Source organism: Bartonella sp. AC329YNZD (assembly GCF_042196685.1).
Classification (GTDB): Bacteria; Pseudomonadota; Alphaproteobacteria; order Rhizobiales; family Rhizobiaceae; genus Bartonella.
In genome coordinates, this window is record NZ_JBHIQS010000007.1 from 1 (window position 1) to 25,480 (window position 25,480).

Below are 25,480 nucleotides of genomic sequence, written 5' to 3' on the forward strand. Positions count from 1 at the left end.
ACCGCATCAGATGCGGCTTTACCCATAGAATCAGGGATGTTTTCCATCACATCAGAAGCTTTATCGGCGGCATCCGTAGCTTTCTTTACCGCATCAGATGCGGCTTTACCCATAGAATCAGGGATGTTTTCCATCACATCAGAAGCTTTATCGGCGGCATCCGTGGCTTTTTTTACCGCATCAGATGCGGCTTTACCCGCAGCATCAAGGGCATTTTCCATCACATCAGAAGCTTTATCGGCGGCATCCGTAGCTTTCTTTACCGCATCAGATGCGGCTTTACCCATAGAATCAGGGGCATTTTCCATTACATCAGATGCTGCTTTACCCATAGCATCAGGGATGTTTTCCAACACATCAGAAGCTTTATCGGCGGCATCCGTAGCTTTCTTTACCGCATCAGATGCGGCTTTACCCGCAGCATCAAGGGCATTTTCCATCACATCAGAAGCTGCTTTATCGGCAGCATCCGTGGCTTTCTTTACCGCATCAGATACGGCTTTATCGGCGGTATCAACTTTATCCGTATCATGTGCAGGATATTCAGAAGCCTTTCGCGCCGCACTTTGAGCAAATGGCGCTGAAAAAACTATGAAAACCGCCATATAAAAGAGTGCTTTCCAATTGATTTTACGATACATTCTTTTCTCCCCTTAAGAGCTCATTGAATAATTGAAACAAATAATTTTTTTTAATGACTACTCGCGTTACTCAACGTTGTAACAGCACGTCGATTTTGATTCCAACAGGAAATATCATCGCATACCGCTACAGGTCTTTCTTTCCCGTAAGAAATTGTTTGAATTCGTTGCGCAGACACACCTAGAGACACCAAATAGTCTCGCACAGCAACAGCACGGCGCTGTCCAAGTGCCAAGTTATATTCACGTGTTCCCCTCTCATCAGCATGACCTTCAACCATAATAGAATAATAAGGATAATGAAGCAACCATTCTGCTTGGCGCGTTAAAATACGTTCAGCATCAGCATCAAGTGAAGAAGAATCGAGACTAAAAAATACACGATCACCCACACTAACTGTAAATTCTTGTCCTGAACCTGATGGTGCCTGATTCAAACCAGCATCATTCATATAAGCGCCATTCATACCGTTAAGTGCACCGATATTTTTTTTGTCACACCCACCCAAGCACAATGATAAAAAAAAGATAACCGCTAAAGAATGAAAGAGAGTATTTTGGGTAGAGCACATAGCCTATTTCTCCTTGAGTTTCGTAAAAAAGGGCAAATTCTTAGAATATTTTTAAAAATAACTGTTAATTCCTAATGAAGACGAAATTTTTTTGTCCTTTGTCACCATTTTTGAATCTCTGCCGATTTTTTTCACTCTCACCATTAACTTCCTCTAACATTTCCCTAAAAAACGTTGTACTTATACATCACGCTGTTTATGCATCATCTCGGTCTTGACGATTTTTTTGCAACGCGTTCAACTTTGCAAAAACCTTATCGGCATCAAAAGTCTTGTGTAGATTTTCTTCACGCTCATTGTCTTCTAGAGCAGCGTTTTCCGTCACAGATGCGGGAAGCAATGACCTATCTTCTTCCGCAGCAATAGGGCGATTTTTTGCCACACGTTGGAGTTCAAAATCTAAATCGATTTGCGAACACAAACCAAGTCCTACAGGATCAAGAGGGACCAAATTAGCGCTATTCCAGTGGGTTCTAAGGCGGATTTGTTCAATCGTTGCTTTTGTTGTTCCAATCAACCGTGCAATTTGTGCATCTTTCAATTCGGGATGGTTAGTGACCAACCATAGAATACCATTGGGACGATCTTGACGTCGAGAAAGAGGGATATAGCGCGCCCCTTTACGTTTTTTTTCAGGAATGTGCACCCTAGATTGAGAAATTTTTAAGCGTGCGTTTTGATCTGCTTCCACCCGTGCAATTTCACTGCGTGTCAATTGCCCAGAACTAATTGGATCTAAACCTTTAATACCATAAGCCGCCTCACCATCGGCAATAGCTTTTACTTCCAAGACATGCAATTTACAAAATTCTGCAATCTGATCAAAAGAAAGAGCTGTATTATCAACCAACCAAACAGCTGTTGCTTTGGGCATCAAAAGTTGCGTTGCCATTTTTATAAATCCTCTTCTGCGCCTAGGTTACCCGCTCACTTAAGAGCACTGAAACTTTATTACATAATTACATATCAGGTTTTCCCCACCCACTCTTAAAACAAAGCGTGGCATGGAATAAACCATTTTGCCATGAAACTGCCTTCTGTTATAGCGTGATTTTTGCTCAACGACAAGAGAGCTCTCTTGTAATGATCCTCAACAAGGTATCTTTACCTTTAAGATGAATTTTTTTATAAAGGCTTTATTCGATTATTTCACCTCACGTTGTGGCACATTTACTCTGGTGGGATGCACGTTTTATCGCCTTGAAATTCTAAAAAGTATCCAACTGGAAAGAAAGCCCTCAAACAGGAAAGAAAACTATGGCAGGCCATTCACAATTTAAAAATATTATGCACCGCAAAGGGCGTCAAGATGCAATGCGCTCGAAAATATTCTCTAAGCTTGCACGCGAAATTACTGTAGCAGCAAAACAAGGTGCTCCTGATCCAGCCATGAATCCACGTTTAAGACTTGCTATTCAAAATGCTAAAGCACAGTCAATGCCGAAAGATAATATTGAACGCGCGATTAAAAAAGCTTCAGGCACCGATGTCGAAAATTATGATGAAGTGCGCTATGAGGGCTATGGACCAGGGGGTGTTGCGGTCATTGTTGAAGCTTTAACCGATAACCGCAACCGCACCGCTTCAAACGTGCGAGCAGCCTTCACCAAATCAGGAGGAGCCTTGGGGGAAACAGGTTCTGTAAGCTTCATGTTCAATCGAATTGGTGAAATAATTTATAAGCCAGAAGCAGGAACAGCAGATAACATCATGGATGCAGCAATTGAAGCTGGGGCCGAAGATGTACAATCAGAAGAAACCGGACATCATATTACCTGCGCATTTGAAGATATTGGTGAAGTTTCAAAAACACTTGAAGCAAAACTTGGGGAAGCAGAATCGATTAAAACGATTTGGAAAGCCACCACCCTTGCACCAATAGATGAAGAAAAAGCTTTATCCGTTTTACGGTTGATTTCAACATTAGAAGAAGATGATGATGTGCAAAATGTTTATGCCAATTTTGATGTCAGTGATGAGATTTTAGCAAAACTGTCTGTATAATTCCCATCATTAGCATAGGCACTCTCTTCATCTATGAGAGACGCAAAAGTATCTATCATCCTTCTTCTTTATCCGCAGATATAAAAGCCCCGCGTCGATAGCGGGGTCAACCATTGGTGCAAAACCCAAGGCATCATCACACACTTTACCAACTCATAGAGGTTATGCAACAGCCCTTGGCACTTGAGGCGGTTCATAAGAGCTGTTTTTATTCCTTATCTTATACAGTTTCACTCCACACGGCTCTCCCTGTTTGTAACGTGCACACAAATGGTTTTGGTTGATTCAATATGAAATAGGTTTGGAATGAAAGAATCCTAGGATAGTCGAGACTCTCATTCAATATACAAAACAATAAATTATTATAAAGCCAAGCTTTGTAGTAATAAAACCGCAATCAATCGCAGAAAAAAGAAAGCATTGCAAAAAAGCATGCACCCTTGAACGCCCAAACACTTCTGATAATAAAGCACACAAAACTCTATAGCATCACCTTGTGTTACATACCCCAAGAATTATCCATAAATCCCCTTTCTATTTGATCTTTTTATTCTTTAAGATTAACCTTTCCTCCTTGCTCTCAAGTGATGAAGATTTTACCCCGATCTGATCTGTAAACAGTTTTGATTTTCTTGACGTATTCCTATGACGAATCACTTTACGCATCACGCATGAGATTTGTTTGTACCTTAAGTCCTGTCAAACAAGCCCTCCTCTAAATATTCACCACCCACTAAAAAACACGCTGAAAATATATCAAGGAGATTTACATATCTTATATCACCACACCTCAAAGACAGTGTTTCTCGTTTATGAAGGAACAAACCACCCCCATCATACACTTTGCCAACACCTAATGTTGCTGATAAGTCTTAGCCTCTGAGACAGTTTAAGAGGCATTTTTACTCCTTTGAAGTGTTTTTCTCCACACGGCTCTCCTCGCTTATGACGTACAAGAAATATGGATTTTGATTGATTCAAAAGAGAACAGATTTAAAATGGGAAAATCTTACGATATTCAGGGCTCTTATTAAAGTTTAAAAATACTACACTATCATTACAAATCAATATATTATAATGATATAACAGAATAAGTAATTATAAAGCCAGAGCGGGCTGTTTGGCAAAGTATTTTATAAAAAACCGGTATATCTCTCTAATCTATTGCAGATAAATTTTTGACTTTATAGCATTAATTTATGGCATTGTATGCTTCCTAAAAATAGCGTCATTGATCTTATAAAATCTGTCCTTTTTCTGTTACCTATCCCTCAATATTCAAACCGAAAACCACAATATACTTGAGATAAAGAGTAAAACGATTGAGCACTTTGGAGACTGTTATAAACTTTTATTAAAGAGACATGTCTGAACGCTCCCAAGCCCATTTCACGGCAGCGCCCGTGAATGATATAACAATAAAGTCACTGAACACCTGCATCTTTAGGTTTGTGGAGAAGCAAGCCGGAACCATCATTATATATTTTGCCAGCTCGTGGGTGTTGCGACAGCCCTGAGTACTTAAGACAGTTCATAAGAGCCATTTTTAGTTCTTTTTTGTACAGTTTTATCCACGCACTTATCCCGCTTTTGACGTTCAAGAGATATGATTTTGATTGATTCAAAGAGAACAGATTTGAAATGAGAGAATTTTGCGATATTCACGGTTCTTATTCAAGGTGCATAACGCTAAATTATCATTATAAATCAATGTATTGTATAAACCAGAAGAGGTCAACAGTATCAGGTATGTTCGAAACGAAAAAACAATCTTATTTGGTCAAAACAATAAAACCGTATAAAAACTAATACCCATATCACCACCTTTCATACGAGTTTACGGCTTTTTAACTTTACAGCTTTTTAAAAGTATCTAAAGCAATATCTTTTAAAGAATGGAGATTCCACATTTGCCTCACACTTTTATTTCTCTTGTTCGTTAATGAGAAGAAACTCCTTACAAAACAAAAAACCCAAAACACGACACGATAAAATGCCACGCGCAATATCCCCCAATGGCCTCCACGCAATCTCCCTACGTAATATTATTGTATTGCGAATTCATGCTCTGGTTCTGTTTTTGTTAAAGAAAAATCTCTCAATGCGCATGCCTTTCATTTCATGAAAGCAGCCATAGTATAACGTAAGTTCCCCGTAGGGTATAAAAGCCTCTCTACCATCTTTACTTCGTAAAGCGATAAGCCGGCATCATTATGCTCTTTTCTAGCTTCTAATGTTGTAAACTCTCAGCCCTTGAAATGATTCATGAAAAACATTTTAGTTCCCTTTTGAAAGAACTTTATTCATACATCAACGCTGGTATCAATGTTTCCATCAATGTCGCTTGTGACCTGTAACAGAATAATTTGATAAGAAAAAATCTTATAATATTGAGAGCTCTTATGATGCAAAACAATGAATTATCCTTTTATGGAGTAAAATACCGTCATCTACGGTATGATAGTATAAGGTTATCAACATATTGATTTATAATGATAATTTAGCATTATATACCTTGAATAAGAACCGTGAATCGTAAATTTTTCTTATTTCAAATCTGTTCTCTTTTGAATCAATCAAAATCATATCTCTTACACGTTATAAGCGGGGAGAGCTATGTAGCGTAAAACACTTCAAAAGAATAAAAAAGCTTCTTATGAACCGTTTCAAGGGAAAAGGGCTGTTGCAACATTAGACGCTAAACATATGATGGTGCCGACTTACTCTATTTTATTAAGCATCTAGAATTCATTGACACATTCAATATTTTTTAAAGGCCGTGACCAATATTCTTAAAGCTTCCTTTAATTACAGAAAACGCATGAAGAGCCAGCAGAGAAAACATCCTCGACAAAAATCCGGATTCTTCACAAACTAAATCGGAAAGAAAATCAAAAAAAATATATCTAGCAGCACTTTGCATAAAAAGTTGAAATCTAGAAACCTCAAAACTTTCGGTTATACTTTTTAAGGTATTGTTTTTTAAAACCCTTTCCCCAAGGAAACTTCACTATTTACAAATAACCGTAGATGATAGGTGAAATATACATAACTCCCCATGCCCACTATAATCAATTCCTTCTTTTAAATAATTAAAGACAATTGAGATTGTGTAAACTTGAAACTGTATAGACTATATTCCCTCTATGTTCTGTTTTTAAGCACTTTGTTTTATTGTATAGTAAGCAATGGCGACCATGCTGGATCAGAAGCATCATTGGGTGTGGGGAGTTGACGTTCATTGCGTCCCGTAATGTCAATGGTATAAATTTTTGGTCCCATACCCGGATTTTTGCGAAAAAACATTAGCACACGACCATTTGGCGCCCAAGTTGGTCCTTCATTGTGAAAACCCGTGGTTAAAATTCGTTCTCCTTGTCCATCTGGGCGCATAACACCGATAGAAAATTGTCCGCTTAATTGTTTTGTAAAGGCAATATAGTCACCCCGTGGAGACCAAATAGGTGTTGAATAACTCCCCTCGTTTGAAGAAATACGTTGAATATCACTCCCATCTGCATTCATTTTATAGATTTGCGGCTTTCCGCTACGATCTGAAGAAAAGACGATTTGTTTACCATCTGGTGAATAAGAAGCAGACGTATCAATAGCGGAAGTTGTTGTAAGCCGCGTCATCGTACGGGTCCGTAAATCCATGGTGTAAAGATTTGCGCTCCCATCATTTTGCAATAAACTCATGATGACTTTTTGTCCATCAGAAGAAAAACGCGGAGCAATTGTCATGTTATTAAACGTTCCAATCAACTCTCTTTGCCCCATTTCAATTTGTTGGAGATAAACATGAGGTACTTGATTTTCCTCATAAGCCATATAGGTCAATTCTTGTCTTTTTGGGGAAAAACGCGGTGTAAGCACCAATTCACTTCCATCGGACATATAAATCAAATTTGCTCCATCTTGATCCATCATGGCTAAGCGTTTAATGCGTGCATTTTGAGGTCCTGTTTCATCGATAAAAACAATTCTTGTATCAAAATAACCACTTTCTCCTGTCATCTCACTATAGATCTCATCTGCAATTATATGGGCCACACGCCGCCACCGTTCTGTCGCGGTATAAAAACGCCGTCCTTTCAGTTGTCGCTCTCCAAAAACATCCCATAAACGAAAATCGACTCTCAATCGTCCATCGATTTCTCTCATGACTTGCCCCGTTACCAAACCTTGCGCTTTTATTTTCTGCCAATAAGCAAAATGCGGTTGTTTATTAGGACTAGAAGTGTTTTCAACAAAATTTGCTTTATCAAGCGGTAAAAAAAGCCCCGACCGTTCCAGATCGGCTGTCACCACAGCCGTTATTTTAGATCCAATCGAATCATTGGAAATAAAGTCTGTAATTGCAATGGGAATGGGATTAAAATCAGCGCTTGAAATCGTCCCTTTCAATTGCGCATAAACCAATGAAATATTTGAAAGCCACAACCCACAAGTGACAATAAACCAAGCAAAAACTTTATATCTCGTTATAGTCATCATGGAATGCGTCCTTTCGTTAAGCGATTTTTTTATCATCTTATTTCTTGGAGGGGATCAACATTAAAGTCAAAACCTTGCCCCCACAGGCCATATTGATCACGTGGGAGATCTGCATAAGGTTGGCATGAAAAAACAGCCGCGTATACCTGCCTTATCATAATAGCTTGTTGACTCTCAAGACCGCTTACAGGATCAATGATAGGATCACCCACAACCATTCCTTCACGGTCCAAATAAAATCGCAACCGCACGACCGGACGGTTTTTTAAATCGCCACCAAGCGCTACAAGTTTAAGCTTCTGTTGAATACACCCCCCAACAATATTGACCAATGTTTGTGCCATTTTTGTGGTATCACTAATATTTTTTCTTGCCCCCAAAGCTTCTGGTGTATGAGAACGTTTTGCTCCTCCTCCTTGTGACCGCGCACGATTGAGCAAATTATTTTCCTCCATGGCCAGAATATCTTCAATGGTCTGTTTCTCTTGGTGTTTCTTGCTAAGCTTTGGCGTATTTTGATTCAATGCCGCCTTATTTTTCATTGTAGATTCTTCGTCAAATTTTGGTTTCAACTGTGGAAGAAGAATTTTTTCTGGAAGCACAATTTTGGGCACTTGATGAACCACCTGCTCTGTCGGTACTTTTTGTACCGTTGGAGTCAATTCTTTTGGCGATACCATCTCTTCATTTTTGTGCAAAGGCTTAAGCGCAGTCTCGGGTGCATCCTCCGATACTTTCAAAGGCACCTCAGGCGCAACCTTGGGCGCATCTTCCGGTACTCTCACAGACATCTCAGGTGCAACCTTGGGCGCATCTTCCGGTGCTTCCAAAGGCATCTCAGGTGCAACCTTGGGCGCATCCTCCGGTACTCTCACAGGCATCTCAGGCGCAACCTTAGGCGCATCTTCCGGTGCTTCCAAAGGCATCTCAGGCGCAAGCTTTGGCGCATCTTCCGGTACTCTCACAGGCACCTCAGGTACAGCCTTAGGCGCGTCCTCCGGTACTCTCAAAGGCACCTCAGGCGCAAGCTTTGGCGCATCTTCCGGTGCTTCCAAAGGCATCTCAGGTGCAAGCTTTGGCGCATCTTCCGGTACTTTCAAAGGCATCTCAGGCGCAACCTTAGGCTCATTCTCTGGTTCTTTTGAAATCTCTTCTGTTTTTGCTTCTAATAATTCTGGTTGTGTAAGTTCGGATGTGGATGTTTCCGACGTACTTTCGCTTGTTGGCGGCGGTGTTGTCTCAACGGGGAGCAACTTTTCTTTTGGTTTAAAAGGCGCAAGACGATCTATTTGTCCCTCCCCAATATGGCGTGCATCCTCTTTTTCTTGTGGTTGCATGGTTGGTTTAATGGCAGGAATCGCACGGATAGGAGCCTTCACAGCTCCTTGTTGAGAGGAAAGCTCTTCCATCAAAGGAGCCAGAGTGATAGGAATTGCTTCCAATTGTTGTGGTAAAGAGACAAAGCTTGCAAACTGAACGGCTCCCCAACCAAGAAAAATGACATGGACCATAAGGGATAAAGCCAAGCCTCGTTTCATGCTATGATAGGAGTCTTTGTTCATTCTTTATGCCTTATTTACGCCTTACATTTTTTCATTTTTAATCACTCTATGCTCTTTTTAAAAACAACCATTTATGCGCAATTTATCATTTATTGCGCTAAACTTGCTAATGCAACTTGAGAAAAACCTGCCTTTTGAATATCGGCCAAGAGTTTTAATACTTGTTGATATTCAACAGTTTTAGCAACCCGCACAAAAATCCGTTGATCTTTTTGGGCAGCATCCGCTTCCAGAAGCGTTTTTAGGTGTGCAATCAGCGCTTGTGACGTTTCATAATAATCTTGATTAATGGCCAAGCGCCCTTGCGCATCAAGTGAAACCGTAAGGGGCGTTTTTTGCGCGTGTACGGGCCCCGCTTGACTACGAGGCAAATCCAAAGGAACCCCATTCACCAAAAGAGGTGCAGAAACCATAAAAATAATGAGCAAGACCAGCATGACATCCACAAAAGGTGTGATATTGATTTCACTCATCAGTTGGCTTCGTGAATGACGCCGCCCACGTGTATTTTTGCGAGAAGAAGAAGCAACAGAAATTCCCATGGGATAAGCTCCTTTTTATAAAGGGGAAGGTGCTGTGCGTGTTTCATCAATACGTCGCGATACAATTGTTGAAAATTCATCGGCAAAATTTTCTATTTGTGCAATGATGCGCGCACTTTCATGGGTCAACTTGTTATAAGCAATAACAGCTGGAATTGCTGCAAACAAACCAATCGCGGTTGCCAAAAGCGCTTCTGCAATCCCTGGCGCTACAATGGCAAGTGACGTATTTTGAGAAACTGAAATAGAAAGAAAAGACTCCATAATACCAATAACTGTTCCAAAAAGTCCGATAAAAGGTCCCGCAGACCCCAGTGTCGCAAGAAAACTTAATTTTGATTCTATTTTTTCACTTTCACGTCCCAGCGTCAAATCCATAGCCTTATCAATTCTGCTCTGCAAACTTTTCGATGTATGGGTCCCTTTTTCAAGAGATTTTTTCCATTCAACCATTGCCGCCATAAAAACAGCAGATATGCTATTGGTGCGTTGACTTTTACATGATGTATAAAGATCTTCTAGCGCTTTGCCTGACCAAAATATCCGTTCAAACTGCTTTATTTCACGCTGCATTCTCCGATAAGTAAAAATTTTATCAAAAATAATGGCCCAACTCCAGACGGAAGCGAGTAGCAACCCAATCATAACCCCTTTAACGATCCAACTCGCTTGCATAAACAAATGCAACATTCCCATTGTTTCCAGATTCGTTAGTTCTACCTGCGGCATAATTGTTGTCCCTCTAAATGAAAGGTGCATTGATTAAAATTCTATAAAACAGATTGTTTTACAGTTTCTAAATTTAAGTAAAAAACTTTAGACTCACATAAATCTACGTGCCAAAACAAGAGCCATTTCTTAAATTTCTTTTAAAAGTGATGATGAGAGGCATGCCTCAATGCACGTCGCCCTCATTTCACAACGGCATTTATGAAAGATATAACGATACCCCCATAAATAATATAAAATCTATTATGCGCCACCATCTTTACACTTTGAAAAAAAAGCTAAACCATCCTCCGCTTTCCCAGCTCAAAATGTTATGATCTAAATCTTGGCACTTTGAAAAAGTTCATAAGAGGCATTGTTATTCCTTTCTCAAGTGTTTTTGTCCCAATTCACCAACCCCGCTTGTGACATACAAGAAAATATTTTTGATTAATTTACAGTAAAAGAGCTTGAAAAGAAAAAATCTGACACGTCTCAGGATTTTCATTTCAAATTGCAATGCAATGAATTATCATTATAAATAAATATGTTAACATCATGATAAGATACCGCATTGCCTTAAAGCTTTTCTTTCTCTCATTTTTAATGGGATTACACCCTTGGGGCATAAAAAATAAACCACCATACCTCGCCCGACGTTCTCCACATAATGCTCCTATGTAAGTCTCATGTAATGCCATAAAATTTTATTGTTCTGTGAATTTATGTATACGATAAATACTGATTTATAAATATAATTTAGCATTACTCATATTGAATTAAAACCTTGAATGTCGTAAGATTCTTTCATTTTAAACTTGTTCCATGTTGAAGCAATAAAAATCACTTGCGTGCACGTCAAAAGCGAAGCTGGTGTGTGGGTAAAAATTGTATAAGAAAGGAGTGCCTCTAATAAACCTTTTCAAGTGCCAAGGGCTGTCGTCCCCCACGAGTTGGCAAAATGTGTGATGGTGCCGGCTTACTTCTCCATAAGCGTAAAGAGGGGGAGCTCAGTGGCTTTATCGTTAGAAAACACCTTTCAATGCTTATCATCCCTCTGATGATGGCATCATGGTATACCGTAAAAACTTCTGGGAAGTGAAAAAAGCCACGTCACCATCTTTACTTTATGAAGCAATAAACCGCCCCTTCACTTTCTTTGCACCCTTGCAATATTGGTTCGTTATTGCATTGAGGATTGTATATAAAAAGCATTTTTACATCTTTTTTCAATGGAATATATTGCGCTCTTATAATGTTTAAGCAAATGGTTTTACATGGTGCAACATGAACAGGTTTGAAATGAAAGCGTTTTACTCTCTTGGGCTTTATCGCCGTGAGAAAAAATAAATGACCGTTCCCAATCACTTTATTCTAGAGAATACTATGCTCTTGAAACTTTAAATCAAGAATGCATTTCTACCTTATATGTATTGATCTCTCACTTATTTATTGCGTTTTTATTGCGTTGAAAAATGCACATGAAAGTCATGCACTATGGATGGAGAGCTCTCTCTTGTGAGATCAAAGGACAACCCTGCAACAAAACAAACTCCTTACCTCTCAGTATTTTAAGCGGATTTTCAATCTTGCTGCTTATGATCACTTTGATTACACTATTTTGCTGAGTATGTACATTTTTTATCACAAAAATGAACTTCATTCATTTTTTTCTTTCATTTTTTTCTTTTTTATATTTTGCACTTTTCTGCTGTTTTCTGATGCAAACGAACTCTCTTCCAAGAGGAAGCAAAACATTTTGAGTTCATGGCAGAAAATGGATGGTGAGACGCTGATTTTGCACCACAACATGGATGAGGCGTAATGAGGATATTATCTTTAATTTATTGGAGCAGGGAAGCTTTTTTCTAATGTATTGTGTGACCTTATTGATGATCAAGGAAAAACATTTAAGTAGACTATGGTCGATGTATAATCTTAGATTGTAGATCAACTTATGTTTCATGAAACGGCTATGAAACCTCTGTTCCATAAAGAACACTTTTAACCAAGTATTTTTACCAAAAGCTCTTTGGGTAACCGACGCGGTTTTGCCTCCTCATTAATCAGAGCAATTTCAACTTTCGCTGTTACCAACGTGGTTTCTTCATGCAAAATAGCTTGCTCCATAAAAAAGCGTGCCCCTTGGATGTGATTAACACGTGTTTTAACGACTAAAAGATGATCAATTTTGGCTGGTCGTGCAAAATTAATTTCCATATGACGCACAATAAAAAACAGTTTTTCCCCCTCAAGCCCTGCTGCTAACATTTTATTATTAAAACCGGTATCGCGTAAAAACTCTGACCGTCCTCGTTCAAAAAACTCAAGATAACGCGCATGATAAACCACACCGGAAAAATCTGTATCCGCAACATAAACGCGAACCTGAAAATTATGAAAAGCACTTGTATGATTTCTCTTGAAAGGAGTCACTTCTGTCATCTACTTCACGTCCCATAAAATCATTGAATAGAGCAAATTATTTATAGATCAAAAGATTGAACACATTTTTGTGTTAATGTTATGAAACGCAAAAGCACAAAATCCTCAATCGTTCCAAATCTTTTTGATCAGAATCTGCTAAAAGAAATACATTTCTTGTATTTATAACCTTGCGATACAATATTCACGCAATTTTTTTTAAGAAAATGTCTTATTTTTTTAAAGAGAATGTCTTAGTCATCTTCCCCATCCCATAAAGTCGTCTGAAGTGATGAATTGTCTTGAGCATCAGAAAATTGAGCACGCCTTTGTATAGACATTGTAGAAGCAGGCGCAGAAAGCCCTAAATGGCTCCAAGCCTTTTCACTCAGAATACGTCCGCGAGCGGTTCTTTGAATAAACCCTTGTTGGAGCAAATAGGGTTCAACAATATCTTCAATGGCATCGCGTGGTTCTGATAAAGCAGCAGCAATCGTTTCAATCCCCACCGGTCCCCCTAAAAAAGTTTCCGCAATCAGGAGCAAATAGCGACGGTCAAGCGGGTCAAGCCCAAGATGATCCACTTCAAGGCGCGAAAGGGCTTCATCGGCGATTTTTCGGTCAATTTGTTTTGCCTGTTTAACCAGAGCAAAATCACAAACGCGCCGTAAAAGGCGTCCAGCAATGCGAGGCGTCCCGCGTGCTCTGCGTGCAATTTCATGGGCTCCATCATCACTGATCTTGACAGCAAAAAGTCGTGCATTACGCTGAACAATATATTCCAATTCTTCTATCGTATAAAAATTGAGACGAATTGGGATTCCAAAACGGTCTCTCAGCGGTGTGGTTAAAAGTCCCAAACGTGTGGTTGCCGCCACCAAAGTAAATTTAGCCAGATCAATTTTAACCGAGCGGGCAGCAGGCCCCTCACCAATGATAAGATCAAGTTGATAATCTTCCATTGCCGGATACAAAATTTCTTCAATTGCCGGATTTAAGCGATGAATTTCATCAATAAACAAGACATCACGTTCTTCGAGATTGGTCAAGAGAGCTGCTAAATCTCCTGCTTTAGCAATGACCGGCCCTGAAGTAGAGCGAAAATTAACGCCTAATTCTTTTGCCATAATCTGTGAAAGTGTTGTTTTTCCCAACCCCGGTGGTCCTACAAACAAAACATGATCCAGCGCTTCTTGCCGTGTTTTTGCTGCTTCAATAAATATTTTTAAATTAGCCCGTGCCGCTTCTTGACCAATAAAATCATCGAGAACTTGTGGTCTTAAGGAACGATCTGGATCGTTAGGAAGGAGGGCGGAACCCAGAAGGCGTTTATCTTCATCTTTATGCATTGTTACCTTGATTCTAAGTAGGAGAAGAAAGCAATTTGAGACTATGGCGGATCAGCAGGGCAGAAGAAACAGTTTCCCCCTCAAGCGCATTCATCGCAAGAGCAAGAGCACGGGATGCATGCTCCCGTTCAAACCCTAGCTTCATCAACGCGGAAAGCGCATCATGCGCAGGTTGATTGGTCATCTCACGCTGAGGAACCGAAACAGTCTTGACCGCTTGTTCAAAGGGAAGTGTTTTACTTTTCAGTTCACCCACAATTCTTTCACTGACTTTTTTACCAACGCCCGGCGCTCGACTAATCATCGCAACATCATTTAAAGCGATAGCCTGAGCAAGTTCATCTGGCGATAAAGTCCCCAAGATTGCCAAAGCAACCTTTGCCCCTACTCCAGGAACATTTTGTAGAAGACAAAACCACTCCTGTTCAGCTCTTGTAGCAAAACCAAAAAGGCGAATTGCTTCTTCACGAACATGCGTTTCAATAAAAAGGCTTAACGCCTCCCCAACAGAGGGTAAAGAAGGACGCAGACGATTTGACACAAAAACAACATAACTCACACCATGAACATCAAGAAGAATATGATCATCAAAGATATGTTCAAGGGTGCCCTTTAATTTGCCAATCATGTTGCCACCCCAATCATATCGCCATCCTTGCCTGATAAGATTGGCCCATACTCTTACGATGCATACTATGACAAAGAGCAAGAGCAAGAGCATCAGCCGCATCATTACTATCAAATTCAGCCCGTGGTAGGAGAACTTTTACCATCATATGGATTTGTTCTTTAGCACCATGCCCAACACCAATAACCGATTTTTTCACTTTGTTGGGGGCATATTCAAAAACAGGAAGGTTTGCTTGGGCAGGAACCAGCAGCGCAATCGCGCGCGCTTGCCCAAGTTTTAAAGTTGCCGTAGCATCTTTGTTGACAAACACATGTTCCACAGCGGCTTCATGGGGCATAAATTGATGCATAATCTCTGAAAGACCTTTGTGGATCTGACAGAGTCTGGAAGCCAGATCACACTGTACATTAGAAGAAACCGTCCCTGCTGCAATAAACTGAAGACGATTACCTGCAAGATCGATAACACCCCACCCTGTATGCCGTAATCCGGGATCAATGCCTATAATACGAATCGTCTCTGCCATAAACTTCAGTTTATACACTTTTATCCCTCTTGGATAAAGGCTCGCCTGGAAAGAAAACAGCAGCAAAGATCAAAACAAGTAAAAAGATAGTCATACCTAAGGAATTTATACATTATACATATAACAAACAGCAGCTTTAAAGAGCACAAACGAAATCAATCAAAAACATTCACACATCACAAGAAAGCAACCTATAAATCAAAAGCAAAATATAAAATTCCCCTTCTCTATCACCTTCCATACCATAACGATTAAACATCGCAAGTGAGCAAATAGATGATACCAAATTGTACATTCATCAGTGTAAAGATGCTACTCAATGGATGGGATACACTTCACGGAAAATTTTTACATTATACCATGATGCCACCAAGATATAAGAGAATAAGGTTATTTTTAAAATATATATACATATGAATCTGCTTGGTGCTATCGAGGGGGACAAGGACTTTTGATAGAACTAGAGCTTTTGGGGAAGTGGAATAAAGATGTTTATTCTTGAAGGATGCTTTGCTGGTTTCTGTTGTAATTTCTATGATTGTTTAGAATGATATTGGTCTTATTATCATCTTGATGCGCGGCATAAAGAAACTTTATTTGAAGCGTAATGATACAAGCCTCCTTGAAACGTTTAAGCGTTTTTTAAGAGGCATTGGATATTCGGGAAAGGCCTTGTTTGTTACGCTTAATGCATGTCAATCACATGACGTGCAAGCCAAGAAAAACCAGTCTTGATTAAGAATCCAACCTGTTTACAGACTGATGTGGGTTTTAGGATTTTTATTCTGTAAAGTGTGAGAGGCAAGTCAAATCTCTGGTTTATTACGCGCTGATGTACTTTTTAGAAGCCTTCCTGTTCTTGTTCTTGAATGTGTGTGCTATTTTGATCATCTTTGAGCAATTGGTTGGTGAGATTTTCAATGCGTTGTGTGGTGTCACGCATAATTTTTCCCATAGTACGATCTCTTTCATTGTGGAGTCTTAAAAGAGCATTGTAGTCTTCTTGTAATTTTTTATTTTCTCGTTTTATTTCTTCCATTTCATCGATAATCATTATGCCTGCCATAACCGATAAACGATGGTCGCCAATTTCACCAAAATTTTTCTTTAAATGTGCGATATATTGGTCCAATTGAGCCGCAAGCGCAATAAGATGACGTTCTTGTCCTTTATCACAAGCCATACGATAATTTTTACCATCAATGGTAACGGAAACAGTTTCCATACATTCAAACCTTTATCTATCAATGACGACACGAATCGTTTCCATTGCTTTAATAAGACGTTTGGAAACTTCTCTGTTTACGGACTCTAAGCGTTCAATTTGGGCTTCAGCTTTGTCAAGCGCTTGAGCAAGATGGCTGCGATCAGCATTCATTCGTTGAATTTCTTCTTCCCATTCGTTATTTTTATCAATAACGGCATTGCGATTTATTATAGTGATCTCTAAGGTTCTGAGTGCTTTTTCCAATTGTTCTAGAGCATCTTGTAGAACCGTAGTCTCTTGGTTCATTGCCTTTATCCTTTGGGTAATTATATCCTTTATCAATGCGTTATGCAAAAACGAATCACTTATACTTTTGTATTGCGTGCATTTTATTTTTAAGGAAGTAGGATATTTTAGCAAGCAAAGCAGGGGATAGATATGAATTAAAAGCTGGATTTTTTGAACATATTGGCATAAATGACATGAATATACAGGATGCGTGAGGGGAATGTTATTTAAATGTGATCAAAGTAGTGTCAAAAAGTCTCACGCTGAGGATTAGAAAATAGTATTTCTCAGGAATTTTTAAAGAGAATACGGAAAAAGCAACAGAATAACGTACTTAACGAAATGGTTTATCGTTTATGAAAAACAACCCACAACAAAATCAGATGGCCAATGCTATCCGTTTTCTTGCTATTGATGCAATTGAAAAAGCAAATTCTGGTCATCCAGGCTTACCAATGGGGGCAGCCGATATTGCTACGATTCTTTATACGAAATTCCTTGCTCATGACCCCCAAAAACCCCGTTGGCCTAACCGTGATCGTTTTGTGTTATCAGCAGGGCATGGATCTATGTTGCTTTATGCTCTCTTGTATCTTTCTGGTTATGAAGATATTGGCATTGAAGATCTCAAAAATTTTCGCCAACTAGGGGCAAAACTTGCTGGACATCCAGAATATGGGCATGTGGCAGGAATCGAAACAACCACTGGTCCTCTCGGACAAGGGTTGGCGAATGCCGTGGGGATGGCGCTTGGGGAACGTTTGCAAAATGCTCGTTTTGGTGATCTTATCGACCATTACACTTACGCGTTGGTGGGCGATGGCTGCCTTATGGAAGGGATTTCTCAAGAAGCAATTTCTCTTGCCGGTCATTTGAAACTCAACAAGCTTATTGTGTTGTGGGACGATAATAATATTTCTATCGATGGAGAGATTTCTCTTGCTGACAGTACAGATCAGATTGCGCGTTTTAAAGCGTGCGGTTGGAATACACACAAAGTGGATGGCCATGATCAAGCCGCAATTGCAAGCGCCATTGAAGCAGCACGCGAGAGTGATAAACCAACGTTAATTGCCTGTAAAACAACCATTGGCTTTGGAGCACCGAATAAGGCTGGAACCAATAAAGTTCATGGAGCCCCTTTAGGAGCACGGGAAATTGCTGAGACCCGTATCGCTTTAGGCTGGGAGGCAGAGCCTTTCGTTATTCCAGCCGATATTCTCGATAGTTGGCGCTTAGCGGGGCTTAATGCCGCTAAAAAACGGCAAAAGTGGGAAGTAAAATTGGCGGATCTCCCTGTATCAGAACGAGTGGAGTTTGAAAGATTGATGCGTGGTGATCTTGTGGGGGGATTTGATAGCGCTATCGATGCTTATAAACAGAAACTCGTTGAAGAGCGCCCTATTGTTGCTACGCGTAAAGCTTCGGAAATGGCTCTGGAAGTGATCAATGAAGTCATTACGGAAACCATTGGTGGTTCTGCCGACCTAACGGGGTCCAATAACACAAAAAGCAGCCAAATGAAAAGTATCTCTGCCGGTGATTTTTCAGGGCGCTATCTCCATTATGGTATTCGCGAACACGCAATGGGCGCTATAATGAATGGGCTTGCTCTTCATGGGGGCTTTATTCCTTATGGGGGAACATTTTTATGCTTTTCTGACTATATGCGTCCCGCTATGCGTTTGTCTTCTCTTATGGGGTTGCGGGTAATTTATGTCATGACCCATGATTCTATTGGTCTTGGGGAGGATGGTCCTACCCATCAACCTGTGGAGCATTTGGCTTGCCTGCGCGCCATGCCTAATCATCTTGTATTTCGCCCTGCTGATGCCATGGAGACAGTCGAGTGTTGGCAATTGGCTTTGAAAGCACGCGGAACACCTTCTACCTTGGCTTTGAGTCGACAAAATCTACCGCTTTTGCGTCAAGAGTATGAAGAAGAAAATCTCTGTATGCTTGGTGCTTATGAATTATTAACGGCCAGTGATGAAGCGCAAGTGACTTTATTCGCTTCCGGTTCAGAATTGCAAATTGCGGTACAAGCACATGCGGTTTTAGAAGAAAAAAATATCCCAACGCGTGTGATTTCTGTTCCTTGTTTTGAACTATTTTCTCAACAATCTTGCTCTTATCAGCGTGCTCTCATTGGAGAGGCACCGATTAAAATTGCTATTGAAGCTGCCGTCGGCCAAGGATGGGAACTTTTTATCGGCTGTGATGGTATCTTTATTGGCATGGATAGCTTTGGGGCAAGTGGAACGATTGATGCCCTTTATGCGCATTTTAATATTACGTGTGAAAATGTCGTGGCAATCGCAGAAAAAGAGCTTGGAAAGATCAAAGAGGAAAAGACAAAATGACAACTTGTGTTGTCATGAGTTGGTTTGGTCGTAGGGCGTCTATACTGTACAGTGTTGTGGATGATCTTGTGCATTATTGTGGATAAGTAAGTGATTAATCAAGATATTGACGTTATAGGAATTAATGATTTGGGATTGATGAAATACCTATTTATTGTGTTTTAAATGGTGTGCTTTTAAAAATTGATGAGGAAACATGTGAAATGACGGTTCGTGTTGCAATTAATGGGTTTGGTCGTATTGGACGTAATATTTTACGTGCGCTTGTAGAAAGTGGACGACAAGATATTAAAGTGGTTGCAATTAATGATTTAGGATCTGTGGAAACAAATGCCCATTTGTTGCGCTATGATTCAGTTCATGGGCGCTTCCCTGGAACTGTTGAGGTGGTGGGGGATGCCATTGATGTAGGGGGTAGATTAATCAAGGTATGCGCACAGCGTGACCCTGCACAATTGCCGTGGAAAGATTTGGATATCGATATTGCTTTAGAATGTACAGGCATTTTTACGGCGCGTGATAAAGCGAGTGCTCATTTAGATGCGGGAGCAAAGCGTGTTCTTGTTTCTGCTCCTTCTGAAGGCGCAGATCTTACGGTTGTCTATGGGGTTAATCATCAATCTTTAAGCAAAGAGCATCGCGTTGTTTCAAATGCTTCTTGTACCACCAATTGTTTGGCGCCTGTTGCACAAGTTTTGCATAACACAGTGGGCATTGAAAAGGGCTTTATGACAACCATCCATTCTTATACGGGTGATCAACCTGTATTGGATACAATGCATCGTGACCTTTATCGTGCACGTGCGGCAGCTCTTTCTATGATTCCTACATCAACAGGAGCAGCGAAAGCTGTAGGATTGGTTTTGCCAGAATTAAAGGGGCTGCTTGACGGTGTGTCGATTCGTGTTCCAACCCCTAATGTTTCTGTGGTTGATTTAACATTTACCGCTAAGCGTTCCACAACAATTGAAGAAATTAATACAGCTATGACTACGGCTGCACGAGGTCCTCTGAAGGGAATTTTAGACACGACAGAAGAAAAACTTGTGAGTTGTGATTTTAATCATAATCCTCATTCAGCGATTTTCCACAATGATCAAACCAAAGTAATTGATGGTCAGCTCTGTCGTGTTTTGGTTTGGTATGATAATGAATGGGGCTTTTCTAACCGTATGAGTGATACGGCTGTAGCTTTTGCTCAAACAATTTAGAAAAAAGGGAGAAAAAAGGACCTTCGGGTCCTTTTCTTATAAGAATAAGAAAAAGTCTCGTTTTTGTAAAAGTTAAGGCGCATTCTTTAAAAAAGGAGATAAAGACGATTGTTTCGTGTGTTGAAGAGAAGACGCTGTTGAGAAATGAATGGTGCAGTTTATTTTAATAACATACATGGTTTTAAACAATACAAGAGAAAACAGAATTCAAAAGAATGCGATTTAAACGAGACAAAGTTTGAAAAAAACAAAAAAAGCAGATCCTTTTCATGTATTCATGTAAAAGCAAAGAGGCATTAAGTGAGAGTAAAGTTAGGCAGATACATTTTTATGTAAAACACATGGAAAATAAAGAGGAAAAAGTGATGGGGTTTCACACACTTGATGATGTTGATGTCACTGGAAAACGTGTTCTTGTGCGGGTGGATTTTAATGTTCCTATGGCACAGGGCAAAGTTTGTGACGAGACACGTCTTGTACGACATAAAGAAACACTCGTTGAGCTACAAAAGCGTGGTGCTAAACTTATTCTGCTTTCTCATTGTGGTCGCCCTAAAGGAAAGGTAGAGCCAGAATTTTCACTCCGTCCTGTTGTACAAGTATTGGAAAAGATCATTAATCAGCCGGTTGCTTTTGCTCCCGATTGTATCGGTACAGTAGCACAGATAGCTGTTGAAGCATTACAAAATGGTAGTGTTTTACTGCTTGAAAATGTTCGTTTTCATTCAGGGGAAGAAAAAAATGATTGTTCTTTTGCTGAGGCTTTAGCTCATAATGGCGATCTCTATGTTAATGATGCTTTTTCAGTTTCTCATCGTGCTCATGCTTCGGTAGAGGGCATAACACATTTGTTGCCTTCCTATGCGGGGCGTTCTTTGCAAGGTGAGTTGCAGGCATTAGAAAAAGGATTGGGCAATCCAACACGTCCTGTAATTGCCCTTGTGGGAGGTGCCAAGGTTTCTAGTAAGCTTTTTGTGCTCAATCATTTGGTGGAAAAAGTCGACTCTTTGGTTATTGGTGGGGGCATGGCCAACAGTTTTTTAGCGGCGCAAGGTGTTCATGTTGGAAAATCACTCTGTGAACATACATTGATGGAAACGATTAAAAAAATCATTAAAAAAGCGCAAGAGTGTCAATGTAAGCTTCTGCTTCCGGTAGATGCTGTTGTTGGCTTTCGCTTTGAAAAAAATGCACCACATCGTCTCTATGATATTGAAGATATTCCACAAGATGGCATGATATTGGATATTGGTACACGTTCTATTGTGCATATCAATGCTGCAATTGATGAAGCTGCTACCCTCGTGTGGAATGGACCCCTTGGTGTTTTTGAGATGCCTCCCTTTGATAAAGGAACGATTGCCGTGGCACGCCACGCAGCAGAACGTAGTCAAAAAGGAAAATTGGTTTCAATTGCGGGAGGAGGCGATACGGTTTTCGCCCTTAATCATGCTGGTGTTGCCAATGATTTTACTTATCTCTCGACTGCTGGAGGAGCTTTTTTGGAATGGATGGAAGGTAAGATTTTACCTGGCATTTTTGCCCTTATGCAAGCTTAAATGTCTATTTAAAGAGCAGCTAAAAAAAGAACTGTATGTTGTTGTGTAGAGTATATCGCGCGTGGTGCGCACTTTTGGAAAATTTAAAGATAAAATTAAAGAGGATTTTTTTATGAACGAACGGCTTGAAGATATTGCACTTTCTTTGGTGTATGCAGGTAAAGGTATTTTAGCAGCAGATGAAAGTACGGCAACCATTGGCAGGCGTTTTGAAAGCATTGGTGTTGAATCTCATGAAGATAGTCGCCGTGCTTATCGTGAAATGCTTTTTAGCGCAAAAGAAGCTATGGAAAATGCCATTTCTGGAGTCATTTTATTTGATGAAACCATTCGGCAAAAAGCATCAACTGGACAAATGTTGACGGATCTTATTCGGGATTCAGGCGCTTTGCCAGGCATTAAAGTTGATACGGGAGCCAAACCATTGGCTGCTTTTCCCCAAGAGACAATTACCGAAGGGTTGGATGGTCTTCGTGAGCGGCTAAAAGATTATTATGCTTTGGGAGCACGTTTTGCTAAATGGCGTGCGGTAATTGCTATTGATGAACACACTTTGCCAACAAGAGGCGCCATAAGACAAAATGCACAAGCTCTCGCACGCTATGCTGCTTTGTGTCAAGAGTTGAATATTGTGCCAATTGTTGAACCGGAAGTGTTAATGGATGGACCGTCGTGTGGGCATTCCATTACGCGTTGCTTTGAGGTGACACGCGCTGTTTTACAGGCTGTCTTTAAAGAATTGTTTGAAGCCCGTATTCTTTTGGAGGGGATGATTTTAAAGCCCAATATGGTGATTGATGGCAAGGATGCACGCAAGGCTAGTGTTGAAGAAGTTGCTGAAAAGACCGTCCAGGTGCTTAAACAAACGGTTCCTGCTGCTGTTCCAGGAATTGCTTTTCTTTCTGGAGGACAGTCTGATCAGGAAGCAACAGCGCATTTATCTGCCATGAATTCTTTAGGCTCATTGCCTTGGAAATTGACCTTTTCCTATGGACGCGCATTGCAAGCAGCTGCCTTAAAAGCATGGGCTGGAAAAAATGAAAATATTGCTGTTGCACAGAAAGCCTTTAGTCATCGCGCTCGGATGAACCATCTTGCGGCTTTAGGACAATGGACCAAAGAACAGGAAAAAGAGAGTATTTGAAGCACAAACTCTACGCCTAAATGCGGGGTGATTTTGCATGTTTCTACGTGATTTTGGGTGCCCTCACCATAGATAAAATGGCGGGGGTGTTTTAGGCTTGAAAGCTTCTCAGAAAATTGTCTCCTTAGATATTTTAAAAGTCTTTAATGGGTGCTACCTAAGAGATAAGATTGCAGGAGGGTTGTAGGAAGGGAAGATAATGCTAGGAAATTTGTGAATGCGCAGCATCTTAGTGTGTTGTCGTTCATGAAGTGGGCACTTGCTTTTTGAGTGAAAATCATAAAGCAAATACTGTATTGAAGAGTTTGATAGTGTGATGTTTTTTCATGTTATCATTACTTATCATCAGCAGAATCCATTTGAGTGTAGTTGCAAAAGTGGATAAGCTGATAGATTGAAGAATTACGATTTCTGAATTGATTAGACATACAGCTTATGAAATTTTTGTGCATCAGGATAGTTTCCTGTTCAATGGGGGGTAGACTTTCTATTGACGAACGGATTGAATAACTCTTGCAAAAGAAAATAGATTTGCCCCTCAATAAAACACCTATTTTTTCGTTAAAATGAATAAATTTTTCTTGTCTTTTGTGATGATATAATTATAAGCGATTAAGTTTATAGCGTTTTTGCTTTAAAATGGGGGGGAATTGTGGACGGCATATCTTCTAAGAATACAAGCATCAAAAGAAAAAATCGATACGCAGAACAGAGCGTTTCTGCAATTATGATGCGAAAATTTTGCAATATAGTGCGTGGAATATTCGAAGGGATCTTTACAGTATTTACTTTTACAATTTTTCTTATCCTGTTCCGTCTTCGTGGACCGATTCATGCCATACTAATTTTCTTTGGGAATGCGAGTGGATTCGCGTGCTTTTTCCTTTTTGTCGCATACTACTTACAACGCCGCGAAGCAGCAGATGAAGCCCCGCTATATCGTACGCATTATTCTTAACAATTCTTGAAGGCGTTTCTTCTATTTGCAGCCTGTCTACTGCGTGGGGTTATGACGCTCTCTTATTCCGTTTAGCCCCTTCTGGATATGTTCTTATTCTCCCTGAATAAAAAAGCGCCCTTCGTTTATACATAACTTAATCCAAAATAAGAGGCCGACAGCCTCTCAAATTCTTCATAATCGCTCTCCAAAATCATAACATCAGACCCGCATTTAACGAAGGGACTAACAAGCCTTGGTTCCTCAAGCTCAAGGAAAACCTTACAGAGGCGCCTAACGGCATCCTTGATTAAGACACCCAAACGGCTTATGAACAAACTCTCTTATTAAGCCACATCATCTTTTATTCTTCTCATGCAGCTCTGAAATCATGATATAAGGGGAAAGCTTCTCATCGTGCCTAAATGGTACCTTATCGTGTGTTAAATGAAAAAATCAAAAAAAGCATCTTTATGCAATATAATCCAATTATGATTTTTTGATTTAAACATAAAAGACTTAAAGCCTTCGACAAGACTGATACAATAAAAGGGAGTAAATCGCCTATACTTAGAAACTAAGACATATTCTCGGTGCTCTTGATATAGTTATATCACCAAATGATTTTTGAATGACTCATCCTTTTGGCTCTATCCGCTAAAAGGTCATTTTGAGGGTTCTTGGTTAATGAATGTAAAGAAAAATTAGCACATAATATTTCGCTTTGCTGGTATAGATGCTGAATGAGTTAATTATCTAGAGGATCACTGAAGAGGGAGCGCTAAAAAATGATGAAAATCCGCTGCACTTCGATGAATTTGTGATTGAAGATATAATCGTAGAACTTGGCTTATCTGTTCTTGAAACAGCTGAATGATTTGAAATGGTTAGGGTGTGTATTTTACACACACTTGGCTCGCTATACAAAAAAATTATGATTTCGTGCAAGCTTTAAAACATAAAGACCCTAAAGATATATCATATTTGCACAATACATTGACTTATAATGATAATTTAGCATTATTTATATTGAATTAGTCGCCCGAATAACGTAAGATTTTCTCATTTCAAATCTGTTTTCTTGGATCAATCAAAACCATTCCCTTGCACATCACAAGCGGGGCTAGCGTGTGGGTAAAAATATAGAAGAAAAGATTTAAAATCCCTCCTATGACCCCTCTCTAGTGCCAAAGGCTGTCGCAACATCCACGAGCTAGCAAAGAGTGTGATGATGCCGTCTTGCTTCTTCACAAACGTAAAGATGAAGGTGCTCAATAGCTTTACCGTTATAGCATTCATGGACACCGTCGCGAAA

At 40.0% G+C, this 25,480-nt stretch carries 17 protein-coding genes and 2 pseudogenes; 5 read left to right on the top strand and 14 right to left on the bottom strand.

Annotation, left to right across the window (positions count from 1 at the left end; genetic code table 11):
• The 3 genes and pseudogenes from ACFIMW_RS04845 to ACFIMW_RS04855 all read right to left on the bottom strand — a co-directional run.
• Positions 1 to 641 (bottom strand): annotated as a pseudogene (locus ACFIMW_RS04845) (tol-pal system protein); the annotation flags it as partial.
• A 50-nt stretch (positions 642 to 691) separates the two neighbouring features.
• Positions 692 to 1,213 carry a peptidoglycan-associated lipoprotein Pal gene (gene pal / locus ACFIMW_RS04850; protein ID WP_375608438.1) on the bottom strand — a complete coding sequence of 174 codons (522 nt, stop codon included), beginning with the start codon at positions 1,211 to 1,213 and terminating at the stop codon, positions 692 to 694.
• A gap of 196 nt (positions 1,214 to 1,409) precedes the next feature.
• Positions 1,410 to 2,105: a DUF1013 domain-containing protein gene (locus tag ACFIMW_RS04855; protein ID WP_375608437.1), complete on the bottom strand. Its 696-nt coding sequence runs from the start codon at positions 2,103 to 2,105 to the stop codon at positions 1,410 to 1,412.
• A gap of 365 nt (positions 2,106 to 2,470) precedes the next feature.
• Here ACFIMW_RS04855 and ACFIMW_RS04860 point away from each other — a divergent pair, with 365 nt between their 5' ends.
• Entirely contained in the window at positions 2,471 to 3,217 is a 747-nt protein-coding gene (locus ACFIMW_RS04860) for a YebC/PmpR family DNA-binding transcriptional regulator (RefSeq protein ID WP_375608436.1), read from the top strand.
• Positions 3,218 to 4,566: 1,349 nt separating this feature from the next.
• Here ACFIMW_RS04860 and ACFIMW_RS09575 read toward each other — a convergent pair.
• From ACFIMW_RS09575 to ACFIMW_RS04910, 11 genes and pseudogenes are all read right to left on the bottom strand, one after another.
• A pseudogene (locus tag ACFIMW_RS09575) lies at positions 4,567 to 4,761 on the bottom strand (DUF4102 domain-containing protein); the annotation flags it as partial.
• Positions 4,762 to 6,388: 1,627 nt separating this feature from the next.
• Positions 6,389 to 7,714: a Tol-Pal system beta propeller repeat protein TolB gene (gene tolB / locus ACFIMW_RS04865; protein WP_375608435.1), complete on the bottom strand. Its 1,326-nt coding sequence runs from the start codon at positions 7,712 to 7,714 to the stop codon at positions 6,389 to 6,391.
• 32 nt (positions 7,715 to 7,746) lie between these two features.
• On the bottom strand, positions 7,747 to 9,276 hold the full coding sequence (locus tag ACFIMW_RS04870; RefSeq protein WP_375608434.1) for a cell envelope biogenesis protein TolA: 1,530 nt from the start codon (positions 9,274 to 9,276) through the stop codon (positions 7,747 to 7,749).
• A gap of 89 nt (positions 9,277 to 9,365) precedes the next feature.
• Positions 9,366 to 9,818 carry a protein TolR gene (gene tolR, locus ACFIMW_RS04875; RefSeq protein WP_375608433.1) on the bottom strand — a complete coding sequence of 151 codons (453 nt, stop codon included), beginning with the start codon at positions 9,816 to 9,818 and terminating at the stop codon, positions 9,366 to 9,368.
• A gap of 15 nt (positions 9,819 to 9,833) precedes the next feature.
• Complete coding sequence (gene tolQ / locus ACFIMW_RS04880; protein ID WP_375608432.1) at positions 9,834 to 10,547, bottom strand: protein TolQ; 714 nt, start codon at positions 10,545 to 10,547, stop codon at positions 9,834 to 9,836.
• 1,983 nt (positions 10,548 to 12,530) lie between these two features.
• The gene (ybgC, locus tag ACFIMW_RS04885; protein WP_375608431.1) at positions 12,531 to 12,971 is read right to left on the bottom strand and encodes a tol-pal system-associated acyl-CoA thioesterase; all 441 of its coding nucleotides are present in this window, start codon (positions 12,969 to 12,971) and stop codon (positions 12,531 to 12,533) included.
• Positions 12,972 to 13,204: 233 nt separating this feature from the next.
• Positions 13,205 to 14,299 (bottom strand): Holliday junction branch migration DNA helicase RuvB, encoded by a 1,095-nt coding sequence (ruvB, locus tag ACFIMW_RS04890; RefSeq protein ID WP_375608430.1) that lies wholly within the window; start codon positions 14,297 to 14,299, stop codon positions 13,205 to 13,207.
• A gap of 13 nt (positions 14,300 to 14,312) precedes the next feature.
• Positions 14,313 to 14,927, bottom strand: coding sequence for a Holliday junction branch migration protein RuvA (ruvA, locus tag ACFIMW_RS04895; protein ID WP_375608429.1), 615 nt, complete (start codon positions 14,925 to 14,927; stop codon positions 14,313 to 14,315).
• 13 nt (positions 14,928 to 14,940) lie between these two features.
• Positions 14,941 to 15,456, bottom strand: coding sequence for a crossover junction endodeoxyribonuclease RuvC (gene ruvC, locus ACFIMW_RS04900; RefSeq protein ID WP_375608444.1), 516 nt, complete (start codon positions 15,454 to 15,456; stop codon positions 14,941 to 14,943).
• Between the two features lie 841 nt (positions 15,457 to 16,297).
• Positions 16,298 to 16,681 carry a cell division protein ZapA gene (locus ACFIMW_RS04905; protein ID WP_375608428.1) on the bottom strand — a complete coding sequence of 128 codons (384 nt, stop codon included), beginning with the start codon at positions 16,679 to 16,681 and terminating at the stop codon, positions 16,298 to 16,300.
• A 12-nt stretch (positions 16,682 to 16,693) separates the two neighbouring features.
• The gene (locus tag ACFIMW_RS04910) at positions 16,694 to 16,969 is read right to left on the bottom strand and encodes a DUF4164 domain-containing protein (protein WP_375608427.1); all 276 of its coding nucleotides are present in this window, start codon (positions 16,967 to 16,969) and stop codon (positions 16,694 to 16,696) included.
• A 338-nt stretch (positions 16,970 to 17,307) separates the two neighbouring features.
• On the opposite strand from ACFIMW_RS04910, the gene tkt reads away from it, so the two are divergent.
• From tkt to ACFIMW_RS04930, 4 genes are all read left to right on the top strand, one after another.
• The gene (gene tkt, locus ACFIMW_RS04915) at positions 17,308 to 19,314 is read left to right on the top strand and encodes a transketolase (protein WP_375608426.1); all 2,007 of its coding nucleotides are present in this window, start codon (positions 17,308 to 17,310) and stop codon (positions 19,312 to 19,314) included.
• Between the two features lie 203 nt (positions 19,315 to 19,517).
• A complete protein-coding gene (gene gap, locus ACFIMW_RS04920) occupies positions 19,518 to 20,525 on the top strand; it encodes a type I glyceraldehyde-3-phosphate dehydrogenase (protein ID WP_375608425.1) in 1,008 nt (335 codons plus the stop codon).
• Positions 20,526 to 20,890: 365 nt separating this feature from the next.
• Entirely contained in the window at positions 20,891 to 22,084 is a 1,194-nt protein-coding gene (locus tag ACFIMW_RS04925; RefSeq protein WP_375608443.1) for a phosphoglycerate kinase, read from the top strand.
• 112 nt (positions 22,085 to 22,196) lie between these two features.
• Positions 22,197 to 23,228: a class I fructose-bisphosphate aldolase gene (locus tag ACFIMW_RS04930; protein ID WP_375608424.1), complete on the top strand. Its 1,032-nt coding sequence runs from the start codon at positions 22,197 to 22,199 to the stop codon at positions 23,226 to 23,228.
• Positions 23,229 to 25,480 lie beyond the last annotated feature (2,252 nt).